Annotated in this window: 22 protein-coding genes, 1 tRNA gene and 1 pseudogene; 11 read left to right on the forward strand and 13 right to left on the reverse strand. The window is 71.7% G+C overall.

Annotated elements, in window-relative coordinates; all coding sequences use genetic code 11:
• Nucleotides 1-550 precede the first annotated feature (550 nt).
• The gene (locus tag ABZU25_RS14915; RefSeq protein ID WP_355029876.1) at nucleotides 551-1,834 is read right to left on the reverse strand and encodes an MFS transporter; all 1,284 of its coding nucleotides are present in this window, start codon (nucleotides 1,832-1,834) and stop codon (nucleotides 551-553) included.
• A 140-nt stretch (nucleotides 1,835-1,974) separates the two neighbouring features.
• Between ABZU25_RS14915 and ABZU25_RS14920 the strand changes: the two genes are divergently transcribed.
• Complete coding sequence (locus tag ABZU25_RS14920; protein WP_355029877.1) at nucleotides 1,975-2,448, forward strand: hypothetical protein; 474 nt, start codon at nucleotides 1,975-1,977, stop codon at nucleotides 2,446-2,448.
• Nucleotides 2,449-2,527: 79 nt separating this feature from the next.
• Here ABZU25_RS14920 and ABZU25_RS14925 read toward each other — a convergent pair whose 3' ends face one another.
• The 3 genes from ABZU25_RS14925 to ABZU25_RS14935 form a co-directional block, all read right to left on the reverse strand.
• Nucleotides 2,528-3,352 (reverse strand): class I SAM-dependent methyltransferase, encoded by an 825-nt coding sequence (locus tag ABZU25_RS14925; RefSeq protein WP_355029878.1) that lies wholly within the window; start codon nucleotides 3,350-3,352, stop codon nucleotides 2,528-2,530.
• A 112-nt stretch (nucleotides 3,353-3,464) separates the two neighbouring features.
• Nucleotides 3,465-4,958: a hypothetical protein gene (locus ABZU25_RS14930; RefSeq protein ID WP_355029879.1), complete on the reverse strand. Its 1,494-nt coding sequence runs from the start codon at nucleotides 4,956-4,958 to the stop codon at nucleotides 3,465-3,467.
• The gene (locus ABZU25_RS14935; protein ID WP_355029880.1) at nucleotides 4,955-5,515 is read right to left on the reverse strand and encodes a SigE family RNA polymerase sigma factor; all 561 of its coding nucleotides are present in this window, start codon (nucleotides 5,513-5,515) and stop codon (nucleotides 4,955-4,957) included. Before ABZU25_RS14935 ends, ABZU25_RS14930 begins: the two co-directional genes overlap by 4 nt.
• Before the next feature lie 152 nt (nucleotides 5,516-5,667).
• Between ABZU25_RS14935 and ABZU25_RS14940 the strand changes: the two genes are divergently transcribed.
• Nucleotides 5,668-6,312, forward strand: coding sequence for a class I SAM-dependent methyltransferase (locus tag ABZU25_RS14940; RefSeq protein WP_355029881.1), 645 nt, complete (start codon nucleotides 5,668-5,670; stop codon nucleotides 6,310-6,312).
• 206 nt (nucleotides 6,313-6,518) lie between these two features.
• Here ABZU25_RS14940 and ABZU25_RS14945 read toward each other — a convergent pair.
• Nucleotides 6,519-6,595 (reverse strand) — tRNA-Pro (locus ABZU25_RS14945).
• 173 nt (nucleotides 6,596-6,768) lie between these two features.
• Nucleotides 6,769-7,662, reverse strand: coding sequence for a metallophosphoesterase (locus ABZU25_RS14950; RefSeq protein WP_355029882.1), 894 nt, complete (start codon nucleotides 7,660-7,662; stop codon nucleotides 6,769-6,771).
• Between the two features lie 25 nt (nucleotides 7,663-7,687).
• Between ABZU25_RS14950 and ABZU25_RS14955 the strand changes: the two genes are divergently transcribed.
• A complete protein-coding gene (locus tag ABZU25_RS14955) occupies nucleotides 7,688-8,143 on the forward strand; it encodes a GatB/YqeY domain-containing protein (protein ID WP_355029883.1) in 456 nt (151 codons plus the stop codon).
• A gap of 117 nt (nucleotides 8,144-8,260) precedes the next feature.
• Here ABZU25_RS14955 and ABZU25_RS14960 read toward each other — a convergent pair whose 3' ends face one another.
• The gene (locus ABZU25_RS14960; protein WP_355029884.1) at nucleotides 8,261-10,696 is read right to left on the reverse strand and encodes a transglycosylase domain-containing protein; all 2,436 of its coding nucleotides are present in this window, start codon (nucleotides 10,694-10,696) and stop codon (nucleotides 8,261-8,263) included.
• A gap of 407 nt (nucleotides 10,697-11,103) precedes the next feature.
• Between ABZU25_RS14960 and ABZU25_RS14965 the strand changes: the two genes are divergently transcribed.
• The gene (locus tag ABZU25_RS14965) at nucleotides 11,104-11,424 is read left to right on the forward strand and encodes a WhiB family transcriptional regulator (protein ID WP_184179440.1); all 321 of its coding nucleotides are present in this window, start codon (nucleotides 11,104-11,106) and stop codon (nucleotides 11,422-11,424) included.
• A gap of 6 nt (nucleotides 11,425-11,430) precedes the next feature.
• On the opposite strand, the gene ABZU25_RS14970 is transcribed toward ABZU25_RS14965, so the two are convergent.
• From ABZU25_RS14970 to ABZU25_RS14980, 3 genes and pseudogenes are all read right to left on the reverse strand, one after another.
• Complete coding sequence (locus ABZU25_RS14970; RefSeq protein ID WP_355029885.1) at nucleotides 11,431-12,582, reverse strand: ArsA-related P-loop ATPase; 1,152 nt, start codon at nucleotides 12,580-12,582, stop codon at nucleotides 11,431-11,433.
• A gap of 54 nt (nucleotides 12,583-12,636) precedes the next feature.
• Nucleotides 12,637-13,614, reverse strand: coding sequence for an ArsA-related P-loop ATPase (locus ABZU25_RS14975; protein WP_355029886.1), 978 nt, complete (start codon nucleotides 13,612-13,614; stop codon nucleotides 12,637-12,639).
• 26 nt (nucleotides 13,615-13,640) lie between these two features.
• Nucleotides 13,641-14,093 (reverse strand): annotated as a pseudogene (locus tag ABZU25_RS14980) (hypothetical protein); the annotation flags it as partial.
• 676 nt (nucleotides 14,094-14,769) lie between these two features.
• Between ABZU25_RS14980 and ABZU25_RS14985 the strand changes: the two are divergent.
• The 7 genes from ABZU25_RS14985 to ABZU25_RS15015 all read left to right on the forward strand — a co-directional run bounded on the left by ABZU25_RS14985 (nucleotide 14,770) and on the right by ABZU25_RS15015 (nucleotide 22,676).
• Entirely contained in the window at nucleotides 14,770-15,240 is a 471-nt protein-coding gene (locus ABZU25_RS14985; protein WP_355029887.1) for a hypothetical protein, read from the forward strand.
• 44 nt (nucleotides 15,241-15,284) lie between these two features.
• Nucleotides 15,285-15,440, forward strand: a complete 156-nt coding sequence (locus tag ABZU25_RS14990; RefSeq protein WP_007466198.1) for a DUF4177 domain-containing protein — start codon at nucleotides 15,285-15,287, stop codon at nucleotides 15,438-15,440.
• A complete protein-coding gene (locus ABZU25_RS14995; protein WP_355029888.1) occupies nucleotides 15,437-15,898 on the forward strand; it encodes a RidA family protein in 462 nt (153 codons plus the stop codon). The genes ABZU25_RS14990 and ABZU25_RS14995 overlap by 4 nt, the downstream gene beginning before the upstream one ends.
• A 121-nt stretch (nucleotides 15,899-16,019) precedes the next feature.
• The gene (locus tag ABZU25_RS15000) at nucleotides 16,020-16,856 is read left to right on the forward strand and encodes an MBL fold metallo-hydrolase (protein ID WP_355029889.1); all 837 of its coding nucleotides are present in this window, start codon (nucleotides 16,020-16,022) and stop codon (nucleotides 16,854-16,856) included.
• Nucleotides 16,853-20,488, forward strand: a complete 3,636-nt coding sequence (locus ABZU25_RS15005; protein ID WP_355029890.1) for an adenylate/guanylate cyclase domain-containing protein — start codon at nucleotides 16,853-16,855, stop codon at nucleotides 20,486-20,488. Before ABZU25_RS15000 ends, ABZU25_RS15005 begins: the two co-directional genes overlap by 4 nt.
• Before the next feature lie 157 nt (nucleotides 20,489-20,645).
• A complete protein-coding gene (locus ABZU25_RS15010; RefSeq protein ID WP_355029891.1) occupies nucleotides 20,646-21,149 on the forward strand; it encodes a hypothetical protein in 504 nt (167 codons plus the stop codon).
• Between the two features lie 30 nt (nucleotides 21,150-21,179).
• Entirely contained in the window at nucleotides 21,180-22,676 is a 1,497-nt protein-coding gene (locus ABZU25_RS15015; RefSeq protein ID WP_355029892.1) for a serine/threonine-protein kinase, read from the forward strand.
• On the opposite strand, the gene ABZU25_RS15020 is transcribed toward ABZU25_RS15015, so the two are convergent.
• The 3 genes from ABZU25_RS15020 to ABZU25_RS15030 all read right to left on the reverse strand — a co-directional run bounded on the left by ABZU25_RS15020 (nucleotide 22,663) and on the right by ABZU25_RS15030 (nucleotide 24,968).
• Nucleotides 22,663-23,004: a hypothetical protein gene (locus ABZU25_RS15020; protein WP_355029893.1), complete on the reverse strand. Its 342-nt coding sequence runs from the start codon at nucleotides 23,002-23,004 to the stop codon at nucleotides 22,663-22,665. The genes ABZU25_RS15015 and ABZU25_RS15020 overlap by 14 nt on opposite strands.
• Before the next feature lie 102 nt (nucleotides 23,005-23,106).
• Complete coding sequence (locus tag ABZU25_RS15025) at nucleotides 23,107-23,751, reverse strand: response regulator transcription factor (RefSeq protein ID WP_355029894.1); 645 nt, start codon at nucleotides 23,749-23,751, stop codon at nucleotides 23,107-23,109.
• The gene (locus tag ABZU25_RS15030) at nucleotides 23,751-24,968 is read right to left on the reverse strand and encodes a sensor histidine kinase (protein ID WP_355029895.1); all 1,218 of its coding nucleotides are present in this window, start codon (nucleotides 24,966-24,968) and stop codon (nucleotides 23,751-23,753) included. Before ABZU25_RS15030 ends, ABZU25_RS15025 begins: the two co-directional genes overlap by 1 nt.
• Between the last annotated feature and the right edge of the window lie 54 nt (nucleotides 24,969-25,022).

Below are 25,022 nucleotides of genomic sequence, written 5' to 3' on the forward strand. Positions count from 1 at the left end.
CCAGACGCCTGCCGGTCCCAGACGCCTGCCGGTCCCAGACGCCTGCCGGTCCCAGACGCCTGCCGGTCCCAGACGCCTGCCGGTCCCAGACGCCTGCCGGTCCCAGACGCCTGTCCGCGTCCGCGCCTGTCCGCGTCCGCGCCTGTCCGCGTCCGCGCCTGTCCGCGTCCGCGCCTGTCCGCGTCCGCGCCTGTCCGCGTCCGCTCGGGGCAAGATCGCGCTCGACCATGGATATGGATGTAGTGGCATCGGCGTGCGGGGATGCCACTACATCCAAGATCGAGCGCGATCTTGGCCTGCAACAAGATCAAATGAGGAAGATCCGAGCAACATCAGGGATGTTGCTGTCTCCCGCCCGTCCGAGGCAGCAACATCAGGGAAGTTGCTCGGATCTTGGCGCGGGGCGCGGGGCGCGGGGCGCGGGGCGCGAAGTGCGGGTCGCGGGGTGCGGGGTGTGGGTGCGGGGCGCGAAGTGCGAAGTGCGGGTCGCGGGTGCGGGGGTGGGGGTGGGGCGTCTGCTGTCACGGGCCGCGCGGAGGGGTGTTCGAGGTCAGGCCGGGGTGGGCGTGGGGGCGGGGGACACCGGGGCGGTCGTCACGAGGCCGTCCTGCTCCGCGCTGAGCAGGCGGCGCAGGGAGAGCGCGATCAACGAGGCGACCAGGCAACCGCCGACCACGGTTGCCACCCAGACTCTGCCGTCGGCGGCGCCGATGAGCGGGCCTGCGGTCACCGGGCCGATCACACCGCTGATTCCGAAGATCATCGAACTCATCGCGTTGTACCGACCGCGAAGCTCGTCAGTGGCCAGGGCGTTGGTCAGCGCGGGCATCACCGGCGACAGCATCGTCTCGCCGAAGCCGAAGATCGCCGAGCAGGCCACCACGCAGAGGGCAGCCAGCAGGGCGCTTTCCCCGGTGACCAGGCCGGCCGCGCCGAGGACCAGCCAGGCGATGGCGAACACCGCCCCCACCACCGCCAGTGCCCGGGTGCGGCTGCGCCCCTCGATCCGGCGGATCACCAGCAGTTGCGCGAGCACGATCATCACGGTGTTGGCCGCGAGCGCCCAGGCCACCACCCGGGGGTTCACCTCGGCCACCCGCACGGCGTACGCGGCGAAACCCACCTCGATCTGCGCGTACCCGCAGGTGGTCAGGACCAGCCCGAAGATCACCAGCCGCCGGAACGGGCGGTCCCGCAGCACGGTCAGGTAGCCGCCGGGCGACGGATCGTCGACACCCCGACGGTTGCCGAGTCGGTGGCCCACGCCGGGCAGGGTGAGCAGGATCAGTGCCGGCAGCAGGTACGTCACCGCGTCCAGCAGGTAGATCGTCTGGAAGGTGCCGGGCCGGGCGGTGTCGACGATCGCGCCGGAGGTCATGCCGCCGACGCCGATACCGAGATTGAGCAGGGCGAAGTTCAGCCCGAACACGCGTTGCCGCTCATCGTCGTCGGTCAACGACGCGAGGATGGTGTTCTGCCCGGACCAGATCGCCGAGCTGCCGATGGCGATCACCGTCATCACCAGCACTGCCGAACCGGTCGAGTGGACCAGCGCGAGCGAGCCCGTGCCGATCGCCTCGATCACCAGGCAGGGCAGCACCACCCAGCGGGCGCCGATCCGGTCGATGAGCGTCCCGCCCAGCGGCGACAGCGCCAGCGTGACCACGCCGTACCAGCCGATCACGAGCCCGGCGCGGGCGTCGGTGAGCCCGCGTACGTCGGTCAGGTAGATGAACAGGAACGGCAGGGTCAGACCGCGCCCGATCGCCGACAGCAGAGTGCCGAGCATGATCCGGCGGGCATCCGTTCGGCGGGGCAGGGCACGACGCAGCATGTCCGGCATTCTGTTGGTCAGGTGTGACAGCGCGCGAACCGTTTTGGCCCCGCCGGGCCCGTCGGGTGACCAATCCCACGGTGATCCACTCAGCTCGGTGGCGGTCGATTGGTGTCCGCCGGGTCTGCGATGCTGGCCCGATGACCGGCACCTGGCGACATCTGCCCGCTACCGCCCGTGCCATCGCGGTGACCGCCACCGCGGCCGTCGCCGCCGCCCAGGCACGCGACGGTCAGGCGTACGACGAGGCGGTCGGTGGTCTCGCCGCCGACGAGCGATCCGGCCTGGTGCTCGGCGCGGTGGTCCGACTGCTGCTGGAGGAGAGCCACCCCGAAGGGCTGGCCGGCGACGACATCCGCCAGGTGTTGACCCGCTGCGTGCAAGGCGCGACCCGGTGGCGTTCGGACGTGGACCCGCACGTGGTGCTCGTACTGCTTGCCGGCGCGCTCGGCGTGTACGACCCCGAGGGCGACGAGTCGCCTCCGGACGCGTCGGCGCTGGCCCGGCATGCCCCGCTCCTGGTGGCCGACCTGTTGGCGACGACCAGCGTGTCGTTTGACGACTATCTGGCCGCCGCGTTCGCCGAGATCGAGCGCACCGAACGACAGGACTGACCGGCGGGGCGGCCACCTCGGTGTGGTGGCCGCCCCGGTGGCGGAGGTCAGGCGGCCGAGGCCGCCGAGGTGAGTCGCGTCACGCCGAGGCGGGGAGCCGCTGCGCCACGACCTCCAGATACTCCGCCGGGATCCGTACCGTGCCGTCGGTGGCCCGGTTGTGCGTACGGGCCAGCTCGACCAGGTCGGCGTGCAGTTGCGGTCGCCGTTCCTCGGGCAGCGCCTCGAACGCCTTCAACGTCGGCCCGTAGTTGGCCCGGAAGAAGTGGGCGAACTCCTCGGGTGTGCCGAAGCGGAAGACGAACTCCCGGCGTACCGTCCGCAGGTCGCCCACCGCCCCGCCGAGCAACTCGCGGACCCGGGCCTCGTCGCCCCACTCGACGGGCGGACGCAGCCCCGGCGGCGGCGGCACCTGCCGCGCCACCGTGCGGAACAACTCGCCGATGAACCCCTGCGGCGTCCACGAGGCCAGCGCCACCGTGCCGCCGGGGCGGCAGACCCGGACCAGCTCCGCCGCCGCCCGCTGCTGGTCCGGGGCGAACATCACGCCGACGACGGAGAGCACCGCGTCGAAGGACCCGTCGGAGTACGCCAGGCGCTCCGCGTCCCCGATCACGAAGGTGACCGGGAGCCGTTCCGCCGCGGCCCGCTGACGGCCCCGTTCCAACAGCCCGGGTACGTAGTCGACGCCGGTCACGACGCAGCCGCAGCGGGCGGCGGCGATGGCGGCGTTGCCGGAGCCGGTCGCGACGTCCAGCACGCGGGCACCGGCTGACAGGTCGGCCGCCGTCACCAGCAACTCGGAGATCGGATGGATGAGTGCGGCGACCGCGCCGTAGTCGCCGCTGGCCCAGGTCACCTGCTGGCGTGTCTTCACGGCGTCGAAGTCGAGTGCGGTGGTCATGGGCGTCCCCCTCGGACGGTATTGGTGCCGTCGACGCTAGGTGATCCATCCCCTTCGGGGATCGGCAGAAGTACCTATGTTGGCGGCGGTTTCCGCAGGCAGGGCGCAACGATCAGTCCTGGTTCCAGGTGTCCGTCTCAAGTGTCGACGGCGCACCGTCGGTGGCCACCTGACCGGTGGCGAGCGTCCGGCCGGACGCGTCGAGCGCCTCGACGACGAGGTCTGTCATGGAGTGGGGCACGGGCAACACCGCCCCGGAGTCGCTGACCGCAGCCGTCGCCACGTAGCGTCCGTCGTGCGTCACCCGCACCTGGGTGGCTGCCGCCGGCGTCACCACGAGCAGGGACCGCCGGCCCTCGACGCCGATGATGTCGTTGTCGATCGACACAGCCAGGACGCTGGCGGGATCGGTCGGGTCCGCTGCGACGGTGAAGGACGCGCCGGTGCCGACCACCCCGTCGGGCCGTGGTCGATCGAGGTCGATCGTCACCTCGCCGACCCAGCCGCCGCCGGCCGCGGGAGCAGCGAGGATCATCGCCGTGCCGCTCTCCACCGAGGGCTCGCCGGCGGCCGGCGATCCGCCGTTGGAGCGGACGGGGAGGCCAGCGACCTGCCCGCCCCACACCACGCTCGGCAGGGTGGTCAGTCGGTACCCCGCCGACTGGGCGTACTGCGACACCAACAGTCGGGCACGCTGCTCCGGAACACTGCCGCGTACGCGGGACATCGCGGTCGCGAGCTGCGCGTCGGTGACCGGCTTCGACGCCAGCGAACCCGGGCCCGGGACTACCTTGCGCGTCACCGTGCCGCAGTCGACCCGCCACCACTCGGGCCGCTGGGTCTGCGGCGTACGGATCAGGTAGGACGCGGTTGGCTCCGGGGTCCACTGGAACGCCCCACCGTTGGGCAACGGTGCGCTGAGGAAGACACACCCGGTGGGTGCGATCGCCACGTGGATGACCTTTCCGGGATTGGACGGGTCGTCCAGGGCGAGGCTCTCGTAGGGTTCCAGGCCGTCGCCGACGCTGTGCACGGCGGCAGGGGTGGCCAGCTTCTCGGCGCTGGCACCCTCGTCGGCGACCAGCCACATCGCGGCGCTCGGCCAGTTGGTGGCCGGATCCGGTTGGTCGCGGACGAAGGCGGCGAGCGCGATCCGCCGGCCGCCGACGTCGTCGACGAACAGCACCTTCACCGTGGTCATCGCCTTCAACGCGCTCGGCTTGTCCAGCATGTTCAACGGCACCGTCAGCCGGGGAAAGCCTCCCCGGCGCTGCGCGGCCAACAGGAGCTCGGAGAGCTGGCGGACATAGTCGCTGTCCTGGCCGACGACGCCGCGCGGTGGCGACTGGAGGAGTTTGTTCGACCAGGCCAGCACGGGCGCGATGGACTCCGTCGAGCCCGCTGGTGGTTGGGTGGTCCGGCCCGGGTCGGCGATCGCGAAAGCCGCTCCGCCCAGGGAGACCACCAGGGCGAGGGCCAGCCCGCCGAGGCGGCGCTGCCGCTCCCGTCGGTAACGCGCCCTGGCCCGACCGTACGGATCCGGCTGTGGGGTCAGGGTCCTGCTCAGCTCGGCCAGGGTCTGGCCCACTTCCTCATCGACAGTCATGGTGTTACCCCCGTCATCGTCGTCGTCCCGGTCGGTACTGGATTGGCTGCCGCCGAGGTCGTCATCGGCACCTGTTTCGGTGTCGGTGGCGCCAGCGCCAGACGCAGGCGAGCCAGACCTCTCGAGGCGCGGCTCTTGACCGACCCCACGGAGCAGCCCAGGGCGGCCGCGACCGCCACCTCCGGCAGATCGACCACGTACCGGAGCACGATCACGGCCCGGGTGCGGGGCGTCAGCTCCCGCATCGCCTCGTACAGGGCGTGCCGTTCCGTCACCGCCTCCGTCATGTCCCGGCCGGACCGGTCCGGCAGGATCGACGTCACCACCTCGTGCACCCGGTGGCGGCGCCAGCTGCTGATGTGTTGATTGACCATGACCCGTCGCAGGTACGCCATCGGATCGTCGACCCGACGCCACCGACGCATCACCTTCACCAGCGCCGTCTGCACCAGATCCTCGGCGTCCTGCGCCGAACCGGTGAGGTGGTACGCCACGCGCAGGAGATCCATGTAGCGCGTCTCGACGAACTCTCGAAACTGCTCGTCGTCAACTGCCATAAGCCCCCGCCTCGGTTGGTTACCCATCACGACTCCGTCGAGGGCCAATAGGTTGAAGGCCGGACGCGGGCACATCGTGCAATTCCTTGTCGACCTCCCGGCGCGTCCGCCGTGGGCGGCGCGCCGACGACCGCTGCACTACTGTGCCCGGGATGAGCGCCGACGGCTGGCTGGCCGACACCCGGACGTCCTACGACACGGTGGCCGGAAGTTACGCCGAGATGCTGCGCGACGGACTCGACGCTGCGCCGTACGAACGGGCGGTCCTTGCGTTGTTCGCCGAACTGACTCGCAGCGGCGGCGAGGGATCCGTTGCGGACATCGGGTGCGGGCCGGGACGGATCACCGCCCACCTGCACAGCCTCGGTGTCGACGCCTTCGGCATCGACCTCTCGCCCGCAATGATCGACATCGCCCGGCGCGACCATCCTGACCTGCGGTTCGCTGTGGGTTCCATGACGGACCTCGACCTCACCGACTCCTGCGTCGCCGGCATCCTGGCCTGGTTCTCACTCATCCACATTCCCGACGACGAAGTGCCCGCGGTCCTGGCCCACTTCCATCGGGTGCTGCGTCCCGAGGGGACCCTGCTGCTCGCCTTTCACGTCGGCGACGGGCACCGGTTGAAGACGGAGGGCTACGGCGGTCACCCGATGAACGTGTACGTGCACCGCCGCCCACCGGATCGGGTCGCCGCCTGGCTCGCCGACGCCGGGTTCACTGTCGAGGCCCAACTGCTGCACCGCCCCGACGAGAGCAGGCACGGAGCGTTTCTCTTCGCACGTCGGCGGGCCTGACCAGGAATGACAGTGTTCACGTGCCTTCGATGCGGACGCACTCACCGACGACCGCTACCGAATCGTCGCACTGCTGGACAGCTCAGGTTGTCCGGTTGCGGCCGCTCGCCGTGGTGCGAGGGGTAGGAACTGCCTCCGGGGAAGCAGTCACCGTCCGAAACCAATCAAGGCCCCTCGGTGGAGGGGCCTTGACCTGCATTTACCTCTGGTCGGGGTGGCCGGATTCGAACCGACGACCTCTTCGTCCCGAACGAAGCGCGCTACCAAGCTGCGCCACACCCCGAGGCGTGCCGACAAATAGTAGCCCACCCGCCCGGATGGTCAAACTCGGTACCCCCGCCGCCCGCACCGGCTCCGGACCACCCAAGATCTGCACAACTTCCGCGTTGTTGCTGCCTCGCGACGCGCCGAGCCAGCAGGATCCCCGATGTTGTGCAGATCTTGGGGTGGGGGCGGTCAGCGGGGGATGAGGGTGAGGATGCTGGCCTCCGGAGGGCAGGCGAAGCGGACCGGGGCGGTCGGGTGGGTGCCGAGGCCGGCGGAGACGTGCAGCCAGGAGTCCGAACCAGGCCAGCGGTGCAGACCGCGCGCCATCGACCGGGGCAGGCCGCAGTTGGTCACGAGGGCGCCGTAGCCCGGTACGCAGACCTGACCACCGTGGGTGTGCCCGGCGAGCAGCAGCCCGAAGCCGTCCGCCGACATCTGGTCGAGCACCCGCGGCTCGGGGGAGTGCGTCAGCGCGATGGACAGGTCCGCCGAGGACGAGACCGTGCCGGCCACGGCGGGGTAGTCGTCCCGGTCGATGTGCGGGTCGTCCACGCCGACCAGGTCGAGCTGCCGACCGCCGGCCTTCAGCGTGGTCCGGGCGTTGTTGAGATCCGCCCAGCCGGCGCCGGTGAACACCTGGCGCAGCTCCTCGTAGGGCAGTTCGACGCCCTCGGTGTACTCCCGGTCGGGCAGGAAGTAGGTGAAGGGGTTCTTCAACACCGGCCCGGTGTAGTCGTTGGAGCCGAACACGAACGCCCCCGGGTAGTCCAGCAGCGGCTGGAGGGCCCGCAGCACTCCGGGCACCGCGGCCGGGTGGGCCATGTTGTCGCCGGTCACCACCACCAGGTCGGGGTCGAGGGCGGCCAGCGACGCCACCCAGCGCTGCTTGCGGGCCTGGTCGGGCATCATGTGCAGGTCCGACAGGTGCAGCACGCGCAGCGGCTCCGCGTCGGCCGGCAGCACCGGCACGTCGTACCGCCGGAGGGTGAACATGTTGCGCTCGATGAGCGACGCGTACGCGAGGGTGGCCGCGCCGACAGTGGCGGTTCCGGCGGCAAGCCGGAATAGTGTGCGCTTTCGCATGGCGTTCAGGGTAGTTTGACCGTCCATGAGCACGCTGAAGGACCGCCTCACCGCCGACATGCGTTCCGCGCTCAAGGCGCGCGACGAGCTGACCACCTCCACGCTGCGGATGGCCCTGGCCGCCGTCGGCACCGCCGAGGTCGCCGGCAAGGCCAAGCGCGAGCTCACCGATGACGAGGTGCTCGCGGTGCTGACCAAGGAGGCCAAGAAGCGCCGGGAGGCGGCCACCGCCTTCGCCGACGCCGGCCGCGCCGAGCAGGCCGCGAAGGAGACCGCCGAGGGTGAGGTGCTGGACCGCTACCTGCCCAGGCAGCTCTCGGACGCCGAGTTGGCCGAGCTGGTGTCGGGGGCGCTCGCCGCTGGCGGCTTCACCGGGAAGACCCAGATGGGCCCGGCGATGAAGGCGGCCCAGGCCGCGGTGGCCGGCCAGGCCGAGGGTGGTCGGGTGGCCGCCGAGGTACGCAGGCAGCTCGGCCTCTGATCCACCGGCATCCCGGTCGGCGTTCCCCGAAGCGTGGGCGGGTGGCGGTGGTCCGGACAGACGGAGACGGGCGGGCACCCGTGTTGGGTGCCCGCCCGTTGTGTCCTGATCGTCGACTCAGCCGCCGGGTCGACCGCCAGGTCGACCGGTGTTGCCGGGCTGCCCGCCACCGGTGTTGCCCGGCGGGGTGCCGCCGCCACCACCGTTGCTGACCTGGATGGTGACCACGCCATTCTTGACGGTGCGCCCGTCCGGGCTGGTGCCGTGGGCGGTGCCCGGAGGACAGGACGACTTCACCTTGGTGTCGGAGACCACCGGTTCGAAGCCCGCATCCTTGAGTCGGGACTTCGCCTGATCCACCGAAATGCAGCTCACGCCGGGGATGCTGCGCTGGTCACCCTCGGAGATCTTCTGGCCCGGTGGCTCGAACGGGATGCGCTCCTTGCCCTTCATGGCATCCCGCAGCGTCTCCTGGACCGGTGGATTGATGCCGTTGGGGACATCGTGCCCCATCTCGACGTTCGTCTGCGGCCAGTCCGGGTCGGCCATGATGCCGGCGACCGCGTACTGCTTGGTCATGGCGACCAGGGCGGCAGTCTTCTCCGAGTCGGTGGTGCCGGACTTGCCGGCCACCGGCGCGTCGACGATGCCCTTCACGCGGGAGGCGGTGCGGCTGCCACCGCACTTGCTGGTGCTGGAGTTGTCGCCGACCGGGCAACGGGCGGCGTCCACGGCGGCTCGGGCCACCTCGGTGCTGAACCGCTTCTCACAGCGCGGGTTGGCGATGTCCAGCTTGTTGCCGTCCGGGTCCCGGATCTCCTGCACCGGGATCGGCTCGCAGTACTTGCCGTCCGCGGCCAGGGTCGCGTACGCGTTGGCCAGGTCCAGCGGGGTGGTCTGCGAAACACCGAGGGTGAAGGCGCCCCAGTCGTGCGCCGCCTCCTTCGTGCCAGCGAGATTGAGATCCTCGTCGGTGCGGAACTGGATGCCGGCCCGCTTGGCGACGTCGACCACGTTCTCCGCACCGACCTGCTGCTGGAGCGGGACGAAGAAGGTGTTGATCGACTGGGCGAAGGCGGTCCACATGTTCTGCGGGCCACCGGCCTTCAGGCCGGAGTTGGTCGGGCAGTACAGGTTGGTGCCTGCGCAGGCGGCAGGGCCGGGCTTGATCTTGTATTCCGACCGGAACTGCTGCGGCGCGTTGAAGGTGTAGCTGAGCGGGATGCCCTTCTCCAGCGCCGCCACGATGGTGAAGATCTTGAAGGTCGAGCCGGCCTGGTAGCCGGTGATGCCGTCACCACCGGTGAGCAGCGGGTTGACCGTCGCCGGGTAGTTGCCCCGGATCTTCTTCCTGTTCTTCGCCGGATCGCTGGAGAGCTTGTTCTTCGGGTTCTTCGGGTCGTCCAGCTTGAACTGCCTGTTGACAGCGAGCGCCCGGACCCGGCCGGAGCCGGGCTCGACCACCGCGACCATTGCGGCTTCCTTGCTGTTCTCGCTCTTGGACCGGCGGACCGCCGCGTCGGCGCCCCTCTGCGCCTGCACGTCGATCGAGGTGACGACGGTGTAGCCGCCGCTCTTCAGCCGCCGCTCCCGGTCGTACGTGGTCGAACCGAACGTCTCCTGCCGCATCCACCAGCGGTAGAAGTAGTCGCAGAAGAAACCCCAGCTGTTGACGTTGGCGGCGACGCAGCCGTTCGGGGTGCGCTTGTCCTTCACCACCAGCTCGACGGCCTTTGCCGCGTCGGCCTCCTGCTGGGTGATGGCCTGAATGTCGACCATGTTCTGGATGACGTAGTCGCGACGGTCCTTGGCGAGCGGGTAACCCGCCTCGGTGGTCGGGTCGTTAGTGGTGGGCGCCTTGACCATGCCGGCCAGCAGCGCCGCCTCCTCGATCTTGAGCTTGCTCGGCGGCTTACCGAAGTAGACCTGGCTGGCGGCGTAGACGCCGTACGCGCCGTTGCCGAACGAGGCGAGGTTGAGGTAGCGGGTGAGGATCTCGTCCTTGGAGAATTCCTTGTCGACCTGGAGGGCCAGCCGCATCTCCCGAAGCTTGCGGGCACTGGTGTCCTCGGTGGCCGCCACCACGTCGGCCGGGTGGGTGGCCGAGTAGGCGATGGCCAGCCGGACGTACTGCATGGTCAGCGTCGACGCGCCCTGCCGGCCGGAGCCGTCGCTCTGGTTGTTGACGAACGCGCGGGCGACACCGTTGATGTCGACGCCGTTGTGCTTGTAGAAGTCATGGTCCTCGGCCGCGATGATGGCCTTCTGCATGTACGGAGAGATGTCGGCGAGCTTCACGTCCCGCCGGTTCTCGTCGTACATGGTCGCGAGCGGTGTCTTGCCGTCCGAGGCCAACAGATAGCTGATCTGTGGCGCGCGGGCCACCGTCAGCTCCGTGGGCAGGGCGCCGAATGTCTCGGCGCCGGCCTTCGCGGCCAAGCCGGACATCGCCACTGCGGGGAAGGCCGCCGCAGCGACCACCACGCCAGCCAACAGGCCACACACCAGCAGCGATGCGGTGTTGGTCAGCACATTGTGGTCACGTTTCCGCATCCAGGTCACCTCAGCAGAGTACGCGAGTAGGGAACGAGGGGCGCTGGGGCGTTCTTTCCCCATTTCCTGCGCGCGCTGCCCTCGTTGTGCTAAACGCACGACCCCCGGTGCTTGGTTGCGTGTAACCCGGCGTGAGTCTCCTCCGATTGAAGGAGGCGGCGCAGCGTTATCGCCGACCTCGGCGGGGTAACCGGCGGTCGAAGGCCCGGGAAGCCGGGAGTGTCCGGAATGATGGATTTCGCCGACAACGTTGCGTAATCAGTCGACTACAGAGCATGATGGGGGCGGCGACAGCGCCACATGTCGTCCGTGCCGCCTTGGGGAAGGCGAGCCGGGCGATCGGGGGGAATTGCCGGCTGGCGTGCATCGACGAGGTCGGTAGGTACTGCAAGGGGGGACGTGTACACATGGGCATGATCACTGACTGGCCGTCGCTGGCGGCGTGTCAGAACGGGGACCCGGACGCGTTGTTCGTACAGGGCGCCGAACAGAACGTGGCGAAGCGGATCTGCCGAAGCTGCCCAGTTCGGTACGAGTGCCTGGCCGACGCGCTGGACAACCGGATCGAGTTCGGTGTGTGGGGCGGCATGACCGAACGCGAACGGCGGGCGCTGCTGCGTCGACACCCGCAGGTGACGAGCTGGCGCAAGATGTTCGAGGCCGCGATGAAGAAGAACAGCAAGGAAAAGGCCGGAAAGGACAAGATCCTCGTCAGTGCGGCCAACTGACGACGGTCACGGCCGGCTGATCGCCGCGCCGATCGTCCGTAGCCCGTCGACGTCGTGCACGTCGGCGGGCTGCGCCGTCACCGACACCGCCGGCACCGCCGGGAACGCCTCGGTGAACCGCGCGGCGACCTGCTGCTCGCGTACCGCCTGCCGGGCCAGCGCCGCGTGCGCCCGCAGCGCATCGGCGGTGGCCTCGTGCCCACCCAGCTCGGTCAGCCGCTCGGCGGCGACCCGGCTCCGCTCGGCGTCCAGCTCCGGCACGGCGAGTCGGTGCACCCGGTTGAGCACCAGGCCGGCCAACGGCATCCGCTCTTCCCGCAGGCGGCCCGCGAAGTAGGCGGCCTCCCGGACCGCGTCCGGCTCCGGCGTCGCGACCAGCAGGAAGGCCGTCTCCCCTGCCTGCAGGATCCGGTACGTCTGCTCGGCTCGCTGCCGGAAACCGCCGAACATCGAGTCCAGTGCGGCCACGAAGCCGGACAGGTCGGTGAGCAGTTGCGCGCCGAGGACCTTCTGCACCACCTTCGAGAACATCCCGAACGAGGCGGTGACCAGGCTGAACATGCTCCGTCCGCCGCTGCGCGCCGGGGCCAGCAACAGTCGAAGCATCCGGCCGTCGAGGAACCGGGAGAGCCGGGCCGGGGCGTCCAGGAAATCCAGTGCCGAGCGGGACGGTGGGGTGTCCACCACGATCAGGTCCCACTCGCCCCGGGCGTGCAGCTGGCCGAGCTTCTCCATCGCCATGTATTCCTGCGTGCCAGCGAAGGTCGAACTCATCGCCTGGTAGAACGGGTTCGCGAAGATCTCCGCGGCCTTCGTCGGATCGGTGTGCTGCAACACCACGTCGTCGAAGGTGCGCTTCATGTCCAGCATCATGGCGTGCAGCTCGCCGCCGCTGCTCTCGACGTCGATCCCCTTGACCTGGCGGGGTGTGTTGTCCAGCTCGGTCAGGCCCAGCGACTGGGCCAGCCGGCGGGCCGGGTCGATGGTGAGCACCACAGTGCGCCGGCCGTGGTGCTCGGCGGCCCGCAGCGCCAGCGCCGCGGCCGTTGTCGTCTTTCCCACCCCGCCGGCACCGCAGCACACGACGATCCGTACGCCGGGGTCGGCGAGGATCTGGTCGACGTCCAGCTGCGGCGCCGCGTCTTCGGAAGGCACCAATCGAGCGTATCGGGCCGCGTGGGTCCACGCGCCCGTGCTGCGCTCAGGTGTGAGTCAATCGGCGCGAACGAGGGCCTGGGCCAGCGCCGCGAGCCCCGCCCGGTCCACCCCGTCGGGCAGCAACGGCAGCTCGACCATCGGCAGCCCCAACTCCACCAGGTCGGCGCGGAGCGAATCCTCCAGCTCGCGCCGAATGAGCTGGTCACGTGCCTCACCGTGCAAACCGGCCACGGTGTCCCGATCGGCCGGCAACCCGGCCGCGACCAACCCACGCCGCAGCTCCGCGGCGGTGACCGCCGGTCCGGCGGGCAGCGGCGGTCGGGTGCCGTTGACGATCACCTTTCCGGTGCCGAAGCCGAGGGCGGTCAGGTCGGCGATGGCGTCCACCGTCTCCTGTACCGGCATCTCCTCCAACAGCGTGACCACGTGGACCGCGGTTATCGGGGAGCGCAACAGCGCGGCGACCCCCTCGCTCTGGGTCTTGATCGGGCCCACCTTGGCCAGCCGGGCCGTCTCCGCCGTGACGTTGAGGAACCGACCGATCCGCCCGGTCGGCGGGGCGTCCAGCACCACCGCGTCGTACGCGCGCCGCTGCCCCGAGGTGCGGGTGGTGGCCTCCTTCACCTTCCCGGTGAGCAGCACGTCCCGCAGACCTGGTGCGATGGTGGTGGCGAAGTCGATGGCACCGAGCTTGCGCAGCGCCCGACCCGCCGCGCCCAGCTTGTAGAACATGTCCAGGTATTCGAGCAGCGCCTCCTCGGCGTCCACCGCGAGGGCGCGCACCTCACCGCCGTCCGGCGCTTCGGCGAGGTGCCGCTCCTCGTACGGCAGCGGGTCGATGCCGAAGAGTTGGGCGATGCCCTGCCGCCCCTCGACCTCGACCAGCAGGGTGCGCCGACCGCCGGCGGCGAGCGCGAGGGCCAGGGCCGCCGCCACTGTGGTCTTGCCGGTGCCACCCTTGCCGGTCACCACGTGGAGGCGGGCCGACCATCCGGTACCGGCCGGATCGAACGGCCGCTCAGCTGCACACACCCGTCGAGCCTATCCACGCCTGGCGGTCAGGCGACCTCGCAGACCCACCAACCCGTCTTCTGCACCACTGTGAAGCGCAGGTCCTGGTCGGCCACCTTCTCGTCGGCGGTGGTCATGGTGACCCGGGTGGAGACGGTGGCCCGGTCGCCGGTCTGGTTGTCCACCTTCGGGGTGGTCCACTTGAACCGGGGGTTCTGGTACCCGGACGCGTACTTCTGCACCTCGGCCACCTTCGCGGCGATCTTTCCGTCGTCGCGGGAGGCGGCGCACACGCGCTTGGCCGCCTTTGTCGCGTCGCGATCCTTGTAGACCGCGGTGAGGAACTCGTCGACGGCGACCGCCGGCTCCTTGGCGCCCTCGCCGGTCTCGGCGTTGCGCAGGGTCAGGAACGCCAGCACGCCACCGCCCACGCAGAGCACCATGATCACGACGAGTGCGATCGCCGCGATCAGCAGGCCGCGCTTCTTCTTCGGCCCGGCCGTCCCGGGATAGGGCGGGTACGCCGGCGGGGCTGGCGGGATGGCCGAGGCGCCCGGCGTGCCGGGCTGTGTCGGTGTCGCGGCCGGCATGCCGGCACCGTCAGCCCCACCGGTCGGCGCGGGGAAGGCCTGCTGGATGGGGATTGTCGGTTGGGCGGGCAGCGCCGCCGGTGCGGGCGGCGCGGGGAGGGCGAGCTGCCCGGACGGCGCGGCGGGGGCCGGTGGGGCGGGGGCGGCCGCAACGCCGGGCTGGGCGGTGGGTTCCGGCTGGGCCGGCGGGAGGGCGGGTGGACCGGACTGGTCGCCGCTTGGCGGTTGGGTCATCGTCTTCCCCCGGGGGTGCGGCGCCCGCCGCCACCCCTGGCGTCGAGCGTGATCGAGCGGGCTGTCGGGCGCTGCGCGACCGCCCGACCGGAAGGGTAGCGGTCGATGACGGCAGTGGTGTCGCCCGTGCCGCACGGCTGTCCACCGATCCGGCCGGCGGGACGTGCGTCCGGCGCGCCATCGGGCCTCTTACCTGCGGGGTGTCGCATATGTGACTGTAGGTGGCCATTCGGGCGCGTCCTGTTGGCGGGACTGCGGCCCCGGACCTACCTTCGTCCCGGCGCGGGGGCCGGAACGGACGAATGGGTCCGGACCGGAAGAGTGATCCGAGCGGTACGACCGGAGGCAGTGCATGCGCGACGTGGACAACATCCCTCGCACCCAGTTCCCGACCAACGAACGGCCGCGCCGGTCCGGGTCCACGTACACGGCCAGTGGGCAGATCGGTGGCCAGCCGATCAACGAACGGTCGTACCGCCGGATGCCGGAGGATGCGGAGGCGGGCCACGCCGCCGAGCGGGCCCGCGACGACGACGAGCCGGGCTTCGTCATCCACCTGCCGATCCGGGTGCCGAGTCTGGCGGCGGCGACAGTGCTGGCCGGCCGGGTCGCGGTGTCGCTGGGCTTCCTACCCGAGGTGGATGCGGGCGAGACCACCGTGTCCAACGCCGACGACCAGAACAACAGGCACCGGGTCTTCTGCGACCTGCTGCTGCCCGACCGGTCCCGCTGCCCCCAGGGGTACGAGCACGAAGGGCTCTGCGGGGAGGTGCCGGCCGCGCCGGAGCAGCGTCCCGCGCCTCGTCCGGCCAGCGGACCGTAGGCTGTCCCTCGAACAATTCCGCACCGAGAGGGAGCCCTTCAGCGATGCAGAAGTGGGAATACTCCACGGTCCCGCTGCTGGTCCACGCGACCAAGCAGATCCTCGACAACTGGGGCGAGGACGGGTGGGAACTCGTCGCCGTGGTCCCCGGGCCGAACCCCGACCAGTTGGTCGCCTACCTGAAGCGACCGAAGGCGTGAGCAACGGTCCGCACGCGAAGCTCGCCGAGCTGGGGCTCGACCTGCCCGACGTCGTGCCGCCGGTGGCCAGCTACGTGCCGGCGGTGCAGTCCGGGCAGCACGTGTACGTCTCCGGCCAGTTGCCGATCGCCGAGGGCAAGCTGCTCGCGACCGGCAAGGTCGGCGCCGGGATCTCCGCCGAGCAGGCGAAGGATCTGGCCCAGCGGTGCGCGCTCAACGCGCTGGCCGCTGTCGACTCCCTGGTCGGCCTGGAAAATGTGGTCAAGGTGGTCAAGGTGACCGGTTTCGTGGCCTCCGCGCCCGGCTTCACCGGTCAACCCGCGGTGATCAACGGTGCCTCCGACCTGTTCGGCACCGTCTTCGGTGAGGCTGGCCGCCACGCCCGCAGCGCCGTCGGGGTGGCCGAGCTGCCGCTCGACGCCCCGGTGGAGATCGAACTGATCGTCGAGGTCGCCTGACGCTCGGCCACACCCCGCGATCTGCGCGTCCGGCACGGAGAAAAGCCCTGAACGGTGACGAATCAGGGGCCGCGCGGGCAAGATCGTGGGGTGTGGCGGGCGGGGTCGTACGATCGCAGCCATGAGCGGGCACGTGACGGCGCCGGCGGCGGCGGTCGCCGAGGAGCTGCCGACCTGGGTGACACTGCTGCGCGCGCCGAACCCGGGGCCGATGACCCTCGACGGCACCAACACCTGGGTGCTGCGCGCCCCGGCGGCCGAGTCCGCCATCGCGGTCGACCCGGGGCCGGCCGACGAGGGGCACCTGACCCGGATCGCCGAGCACGGCCCCATCGGGCTGATCCTGATCACCCACGGCCACCCCGACCACACCGAGGGCGCGGCCCGGCTGAGTGAGCTGCTCGGCGGTGTCCACGTCCTCGCCGTCGACCCGGCGCACACCATCGGCGCCGAGCCGCTGACCGAGCCGGGCGAGCACTTCGGCGGCTTCGGCCTGGCGGTCCGTCTGCTGAACACCCCGGGGCACACCGCCGACTCGGTCTGCTTCCTGGTCGAGCACGGCGACGAGCGGGTGGTGCTCACCGGTGACACCATCCTCGGCCGGGGCACCACCGTGGTCGCCCACCCGGACGGGCACCTCGGTGACTACCTGAGCAGCCTGGAGCTGCTGTCCGCGTACCGGGGGATTCCGGCGCTGCCCGGGCACGGCCCGGCGCTGGCCGACTGCGCCGCCGCCGCCGACTTCTACCTCGCGCACCGCCGGTCGCGGCTGGACCAGGTCCGGGCCGCGGTCGCGGCCGGTGCCGCCACGCCCGCCGACGTGGTCGCGGCGGTCTACGCGGACGTGGACCGCTCGCTCTGGTGGGCGGCTGAGTGGTCGGTCCGCGCACAGTTGGAGTATCTGGGTGTCGACACCGGGGAATCCGCGCCCGGGGTCAGTGGGTTGGAGCACATGTGACCTGCCCCGTGTGTGGAACCGTTGCCGTTCCCGGTGCGCGGTTCTGCCACAACTGTGGTGCCGCGCTGCCGGCCGCCGCCACGTTGCCGGCGGCCGAGCGCCGGGTGGTCACGGTGCTCTTCGGCGACCTCTCCGAGTTCACCTCCTGGTCGGAGGACCTCGACCCGGAACGCGTCGGCGCGGTCACCGACCGGGTGCTGGCCGCCCTCGCCGGTGCCGTGAAGACCTTCGGCGGGCACGTCGACAAGTTGACCGGCGACGGGATCATGGCGGTCTTCGGTGCGCCGGTGGCGCACGAGGACGACGCCGAACGTGCGGTCCGGGCCGCCCTGTCCATGCAGCGGGCCGTCCGCCGGGTGCTCGACGACGAGCGGGGCGGCGGTGCGCCGCTCGGGCTGCGGGTCGGGCTGAACACCGGCGACGTGATCGCGGGCATCCAGGCGGCCATCGAATACACGGTCATCGGCGACACGGTGAACACCGCCGCGCGGTTCTCCGATGCCGCCGCGGTGGGCGCGGTCTACGCAGGTGCGCGCACCGCCGCCGCCACCCGGCACGTCTCCTCCTGGCGGGCACTGCGCCCGCTGCGGCTCAAGGGCAAGCGTGAGCCGGTCGAGGCGTACGAGCTGCTGGGTCTGCTGGACGCTCCCGGCACCCGCTCGGGGCTCGGCGACGAGGCGCCGTACGTCGGCCGGGAGACGGAGATCGGCCGGATCGCCGGCCGGCTCGCCGAGGTGATCGACCAGGGTGACCCGCGGGTGCTGCTGATGACCGCCGAGGCCGGCATCGGCAAGTCCCGGTTCGCCGCGGAGGTGGAGCGTCTCGCCGCCGGATACGACGTGGGCGCCGGCCGGTACGCGGCGCACACGGGTGCCCGGGTGCTCTCGGTGCGCTGCGCCGCGTTCGGTGAGCGACGCCGTCTCGCGCCCCTCGCCGACCTGGTGCGGGCCGCCGTCGGCCTGCCCAGTGACGCCTCCACCGCGCTCACCCGACCAGCGGTGGAGGAGAGGCTGCGGAGGCTCGGGCAGCGGCTCGCCCGCTCCGGCGGTGAGACCCCGCCGATCGCCACCGAACAGCTCCTCGCCCTGCTCGGCTATGCCGAACTACCGGCACACAGCGGCACCGACACCGGCGAGTGGGGCGGGTCGAGCCCTCCGGCAGCGGATGGCGAGGTGGTGCCGAACGCGGTCGGCGACCTGCTCAGTGGGCTCGCCTCGGAGGCGCCGCTGGTGATCGTGGTGGACGACCTGCACGACGCCACCACCGAGACGATCGGCGCCCTCGGGCTGACCCTGTCCAGGCTCACCGGCCCGGTGCTGGTGCTGCTGCTCGGCCGCCCCGAGTTGGTGCGGACCGCCGGTGCGCTGACCCGGGTCGCCGACGCCGAGGTGCACTCCCTGCCGCCGCTGCGCGGTGCCGACGCCGCGCGGCTGCTCACGAGCTATCTCGGTGGCGGCAGGTTGCCGCAGGCCGACGCGGACCGGCTGCTCGCCACCGCGCAGGGCAACCCCTTCTACCTGGCCGAGCTGGTCACGCTGCTGATGGAGCGCGGAGCGCTCACCGCAGAATCGGCGCGCGGTGCCCGCGCCACGAAGGAACGGCCCGGTTCCGGCGAGCGGGACCAGAGCCCCTCGGTCGGCTGGCGGTTGGTGCCCGGGTCGCTGGGCAGCCGGCTGCTCTCCCGCGACCTCGCCGCCGTGCTCGCCGCCCGGATCGACGCGCTGCCGCCGGACGCCCGCTCGGTGCTGCGGGATGCCGCGGTGACCGGTGACACGGTGCCGGCCGGTGCGCTGGAGGCGATGCGCGAACAGCGTGCCGGCCGCGACGGCCGACCGTCGGCCGTGGTCGCCGTGGAGCTCGACCGGGCTGTCGAGGAGCTGCTGCAACGCCGGATGCTGCACCGCTCCCGGGCCGGCTACTCGTTCGCGACCCCGCTCATGCGGGAGGCAGCGTACGCCGGGGTGAGCAAGGCCGAGCTGGCCGAGCGGCACGCCGCGTTGGCCCGTTGGGCGGCACCGGCGGACGGGACCGCGGGCAGCATGGTGGGCGGGTTCAGCGACGAGGCCCGGGACGACTTCGTGGCGACGCACGTCGAGCGGGCCGCCACGCTCGCCGACGCGGTGAAGCTGCGCCCGGACGCGCCGGCCCGGGCGGTGGTGCCGCTCGGCGTCGCCGCGCTCGGCCGGGCCGCCCGCCGGTCGCTGTCCGCCGGTGAGCCGGTGCTGGCCGTGGAGTACGCCGAACGCGCCACCGAACTGGCCCGCGACGGGGTGCCGGCGGCCGATCGGGTGGTGCACGCGCGGGCGCTGCTCCAGGTCGGCCGCGTCGCCGACGCGCTGGCGTACGCGGAGAAGATCGCCGCGAACGCGGGGGACGAGGCCACCCGGGTCGGTGCCCTGCTGCTCGCGGGGCAGGCCCAGGAAACCCTCGGTGATCAGGGCAGGGCGATGATCGCCTGGCACGAGGCGTTGCAGGTCGCCACGGCCGGTGGGTTGCCGGTGCAGCGGGCGACGGCGATGCGCCGGCTCGGCATGGCCGACTTCGTGGCCGGGCGGCTGAGTCAGGCGAGCAGCAGGTTGGCTGCCGCGTACCAGGTCAGCCTCAGTGCGCAGGACCGGCGGGGACAGGCCTGGTCGCTACAGAACCTGGCCTGGGTGACCACCACCCGGGGTGACTTCGCCGGCACCGACGCGGTCCTCGGCCGGGCCGCCCGGCTCTTCGCCGAGCTGAAGGACCCGTACGGGCGGGCCTGGTTGCGCGGCACCACCGCGTTCGCCCGGCTGCTCGCCGGCCGGCTTCGCGAGGCGTGTCGGATGGCGCAGGTGTTCCTGCCCTTCGGCGAGCGGGTCGGTGAGGCGTGGGCGGTGGGCACGCTGCGTGCGGTGGCGGCGTTCGCCACCGCCGAGTTGGGCGACCTGGCCGAGGCGGACCGGGAGGCCCGGCGGGCGTACGGGGAGTTCGCCGCCGCCTCCGACGACTGGGGGCGCGGGTTCGCGTTGGTGGTCCGGGCGGTGGTGGCGCGCGGGCTGGGGGAGCCGGAGCACGCGGCGGACCTGCTCACCGACGCCCTGGCGTACGCCGAGCGCACCTCGCACCCGTTGCTCACCGGGATGGCCGGCACGCTGCGCGGTTTCGTGGCGTTGGACATGGGCGACCGCGAGACCGCCGAGCGGGTGGCCCGCGCGGTGCTGACGGCCGTGGAGCCGCACAACCCGCAGGCCCCGGCCCAGGTGGCACCCCGGGTGCTGCTGGCGACGGCCCGGCTGGCCGCCGGTGACTCGGCGACCGCCGTCGGGCTGCTCGCCCCGGTGGCGACGGCTGCCGCGAACGCACCCTCGCTGCTCTTCTCCCGCCGCCAGACGATGGCCCAGTACGCGGCGGCCCTGCTCGCGCACGGTCAACGGGAGCAGGCGTTGGACTGGGCCCGGCGGGCGGTCACCGCGCCGGCCGAGGACGTGCGCAGCCAGGTGATCGCCGCCAGTGTGCTGGCCGAGGCGCTGGCCGCCTGCGGCCACCCGACGGAGGCCCGGTCCTGTGCGGACGAGGCGGTCCGCCTGGCGTACGCGACCGAGCAGCGCAGCGAACGCGCCGCCGCTAACGCCCTCCGCGCCCGCCTGACCACTTCCGCCTGACCCTTTGTGACGCCTTCCTGACCGAAGCTTTCTGATCGACGGAGTAGGGGAGGTTTTGCCGGTTCTGGGGATGTGGCGGTCGGGGTGAGGGGCTAGCGTGTCACCACCGTGTGCCGGTCCACAGTGCTGACCGTCGCCGTGCCTGGGGAGGCCCTTCATGAAGCTGCCGCGTTCCATCGCGGGCTGGACCATCGCGGTCTTCGGCGTGTTGGCGCTGGTGATGGGCGCGGTCGGGCTGCTCTGGCCGGAGGCGCAGTTGCGCATGCTCGGGTTCGAGGTGCCGGAGACGCGTGCCGTCGGTGACCACACCGGCACGTTCCTGTTGGCGTCCTCGATGGCGGCGTTCAACATGGGTGTCTACTACCTGCTCGCCACGATCACCGAGTGGCGGGTGTTCTACCGGTTCACAGTGGTCTTCCGACTTGTCACGTTCACCGTGTTCACCATCGCCGTGCTCTCCGACATCGCTCCGGGCCGGTTCTTCGGGGTGGCGGCCTGGGAGGGTCTGGGGGCCGTGGCCACCGCCGTCGGCCTGCGCCTGGATGCCCGCAGGGCAGTGCCGGCCGGCGGAGTCGCCTCGTCCGACGGTGCCGGGGCGGCTGCGCCCGCCGAGGAGGGTACCGGTCCGGCCGGTGCCGCTCCGGCGGACACGGTGCGCTGAGCCGCCGGCCGGGTTGGGTATTTTCGAGCGGTGACCGACACCCCGACCGGCGGCCTGCCGGTGCCGATCGTGCCCGGTCTGACCGATTTGCGGGTCTTTGCCCGGGGTGGGTACGCGACCGTCTACCAGGCCACCCAGATCTCGGTGGGTCGCGAGGTCGCCGTCAAGGTGGAGAACCGGACGCTGGACAGCGAACGGGACCAGGCCCGTTTCCTGCGCGAGGCGCGGGCGGCCGGCCGGATGTCGTCACACCCGCACGTGGTGGACCTCTTCGACGTCGGGGTCACCGTCGACCAGCACCCCTACCTGATCATGGAACTCTGCGACGGCTCGTACGCCGAACGCATGCGGACCTCGCCACTCGACCCGGTGGAGGCCCGCGACCTCGGCATCAAGATCGCCGACGCGCTGGCCCACTCGCACGCGGCCGGGGTGCTGCACCGGGACGTGAAACCAGCGAACATCCTCCACTCGGCCTTCAACTCGGCGGTGCTCGCCGACTTCGGGCTGGCCGTGCTCGCCGAGCACCGCGATGCCTCGGTCACCCTGGAGGTGCTCACCCCGGCGTACGCGCCGCCGGAGATGTTCAGCCACAGCCCGCCGTCACCGGCCGTCGACGTGTACGCGCTCTGCGCCACCCTCTACGCGGTGATGCACGGTCGGCCGCCCCGCTGGCAGTCCGAGCGCAATCCCAGCCTCGTCACCGTCCTGGAGATGTTCAACCAGCCGCTCCCCGCCCTGCCCGGCGTCCCGGACGAGCTGATCGATGTGCTGCGCGCCGGCATGGCCAACGACCCGGCCGAGCGTCCCTCCGCCCTCGAACTGCACGACCTGCTCGCCGGCCTGCCACTCGGTCCACCGTCGGCCCCGGTCAGTGGCGCTCCGGTCAGCGGTGGCGCAGCCCGCCCCGGCCCGTACGCGCCCAACCGGCCGGTGCCTCGGCCGCCCATCGAGGACACCCAGCACGCGGTCCCCGGCGTCCGGCGCTGGCGGCGCTGGTTCCTCGGCGGTGCCGGGGTGCTCGCGCTCGCCGGCTCCGCGACCGCCGGGGCGTGGTTCGCCGACCAGGCGGCACCGCCGACCCCGAACCCGACGGTCACCCAGGTCGCCGCACCGGCGACCGGGCCGCTGCCCGGCTGCACGACAGGCACCGGCACGCCCACCGCCCTGCCCGAGGGGGCCCGGTGCCTGCCCGAGCTGGAATGCTTCGGCCCGGTGCGGATCCGCGGCAACCGCGCCGAGGCGGTTCGGCTGTCCTGCACCGGTCGGCACACCTGGGAGACGTACGCCGAGGGCATCCTGCCGGTGCCCCTGGTGGGCGCCGACTACGACGACGTGATCGCCGCCGCGCCGGTGCGACAGGTGTGCAGCGCCACGACGTTCCGGTTGACCACCGGGATCGCCGAGCCGAGCGGCTGGCACCTGGAGGTGCTCCCCCCGGTCGACGGAAGCATCGACCGGACCTACCGGTGCCTGGCCGGGCGGGGCGTGGACGCGCTCGCCGCGCCCACCCTCACCGGCCGCTGATCCCGTCCGACCCGCGTCGCCGGTCCCGCACCGCCCGCAGGGCATCCCGACTGTCCAGGGCGTCGAGGGTGTCCGCGTCGATTCCGTACGGCATCAGCTCGGGCGGCCCGGTGGTCGCTGTCCGGTCCTCCGGCTCCGGGTCGTCGGCCTGACGGGCGGCGGAGAAGGAGACCCCGGCGACCATGGCCAGCAGGACGCAGAGCAGGGCGAGAACCACGCCGACAAGGTCCTGTCGGCGCCAGACGACAAGCAGGGCCAGTGGCACAAGCGCTCCGAGTGCCGCGAGCACCGCCACCGTCCGCGCATCGGGCCTGGACAATCGACTCATTCGTCCAGCATGTCGTGACATCGGCGGCTGTCAACCGCAGATCGGGTCGCCGCGCCGGTCGGCCGGTCCGTTCGACGTGGCCCGCCCCGCCAGTTCGCCATCTCAGTGGTTGAGGTAGGCGAGGACTGCGCGAACACGCCGGTTGGCGTCGTCGGCCGGCGGCAGGTCCAGCTTGGCGAAGATGTTGGTGATGTGCTTCTCCACCGACACCGGTGCCAGGACCAGCGCGGCGCAGATGGCCGCGTTGGACAGGCCCTGGGCCATGAGGCCGAGCACCTCCCGCTCCCGTGGGGTGAGCCCGTCGACACCGTGGTTGTGGCTGTTGCGGGTGAACAGTTGCCGGACCACTTCCGGGTCCAGGGCGGTGCCCCCGTTGGCGACCCGCTCCACCGCGTCGAGGAAATCGTCAAGGGCCGTTACGCGGTCCTTGAGGAGGTAGCCGACACCGCCCCGGCCGTCGGCGAGCAGTTCCACGGCGTAGGCCCGTTCGACGTACTGGGAGACGATGAGCACCTTGGTGTCCGGGTCCGCGGCCCGCAGCGTCAGCGCGGCGCGGAGTCCCTCGTCGCGGAAGCCGGGCGGCAGTCGAACATCGACGATGGACAGGTCAGGTTGGTGTTCGGTGACGGCCGCCAGCAGCGCGGGTGCGGTGTCGACGGCGGCGACGACGGTGTGGCCGGTGTCGGTAAGCAGCCGCACCATGCCGTCCCGGAGCAGCAGCAGGTCCTCGGCGATCACGATGCGCATCAGTGGGGCAGCTCCGCGGACAGGACGGTGGGACCGCCGGGTGGACTGGTGATGGTGAGTTGGCCGTCGAGTGCCTCGACGCGGCGGCGCAGACCGTCGAGCCCGGAGCCGGACGGGTCGGCGCCGCCCTGTCCGTCGTCGACGAGCGTGACGGTGACGGTGCCGGCGGTGCGGGCGAGGGTGACGACGCAGGTTCGGGCGTCGGCGTGTTTGCCCGCATTGGCGAGACCCTCGGCGATGACGAAGTAGGCCGCCGACTCGACCGCCGGCGGGTAACGATCGTCCGGGTCGCCCCGAACCTCGACGGCCAGTGGGCTGTCGCCGGCCAGGGCGGCGACGGCGGCGTGCAGCCCACGGTCGGTGAGGATCGGCGGATGGATGCCACGTACCAGCCGGCGCAGCTCGGTGAGGGCGTCGTCGAGCTGCCGACGGGCGAGGTCGACGTCGGACGCGGCGGCCGCACCGGTTGGCAGCTTGCGAGCAGCCAGTGCCATGCTCATGCCGGCGGCCACGATCCGGGCCTGGGCACCGTCGTGCAGGTCCCGCTCGATTCGACGCAGCTCTGCCGCCTGGGCATCGACGACCCGACGGCGGCTCTGTGCGAGGCGGGTGGTTTCCTCCACCAGGTACCGGTGAGTACCGGGTGCCAGGAGGACCCGGGCCGTCCGGGCCTGGGCCAGGCCGGCGGTCCGCAGGAACCACGCGGTGACCGGCAACAGCAGCACGCCGATGATGGTCAGGCCGAACCGGCCCGGCACCGTCGTCATGAGGGGATCCATCGGGAACGGCGCGCGTGGGTTCGGCACCGCCCACGCCCAGGCCGGTGCCACGACGGTCGCGAGATCGACGACGGTAACCACGATGGCGGCGACCCCGCCCGCCAGGCCCAGCGGAAACAGCGCGACCAGCCAGGCCAGGTCCCGCCAGGTGGCCGGTTGCGTGGCGACCGCGCTGGCTCGCTGCCGGACGGTTGCGCCCTCGGTCGGCAGGTACGGCGCGGCGATCGCGGTGCCGAGCACCCAACCGGCCCGGCGCCGCTCCACGTCGGCGAGGCGGCGGGTCACCCAGGCGGCGCCGAGGAACGCCGGGCCACCGACCAGCGTGATCGACAGTAGACCGACGCCGACGATGGTCGCCACACTCCAGATGAGGCCGACAAAGCCGGCGACGATGCCGCTGACCAGGTACGCCAGCGCCGACGCCGTTGTGCGGATCATCGTGGCGATCCTACCGACGGCGAGCCGGTACCGGGGCGCGGCCGCCGGACCCGG

Origin of the sequence: Micromonospora sp. NPDC005215 (assembly GCF_040607915.1) — a bacterium.
Taxonomy (GTDB): Bacteria; Actinomycetota; Actinomycetes; order Mycobacteriales; family Micromonosporaceae; genus Micromonospora.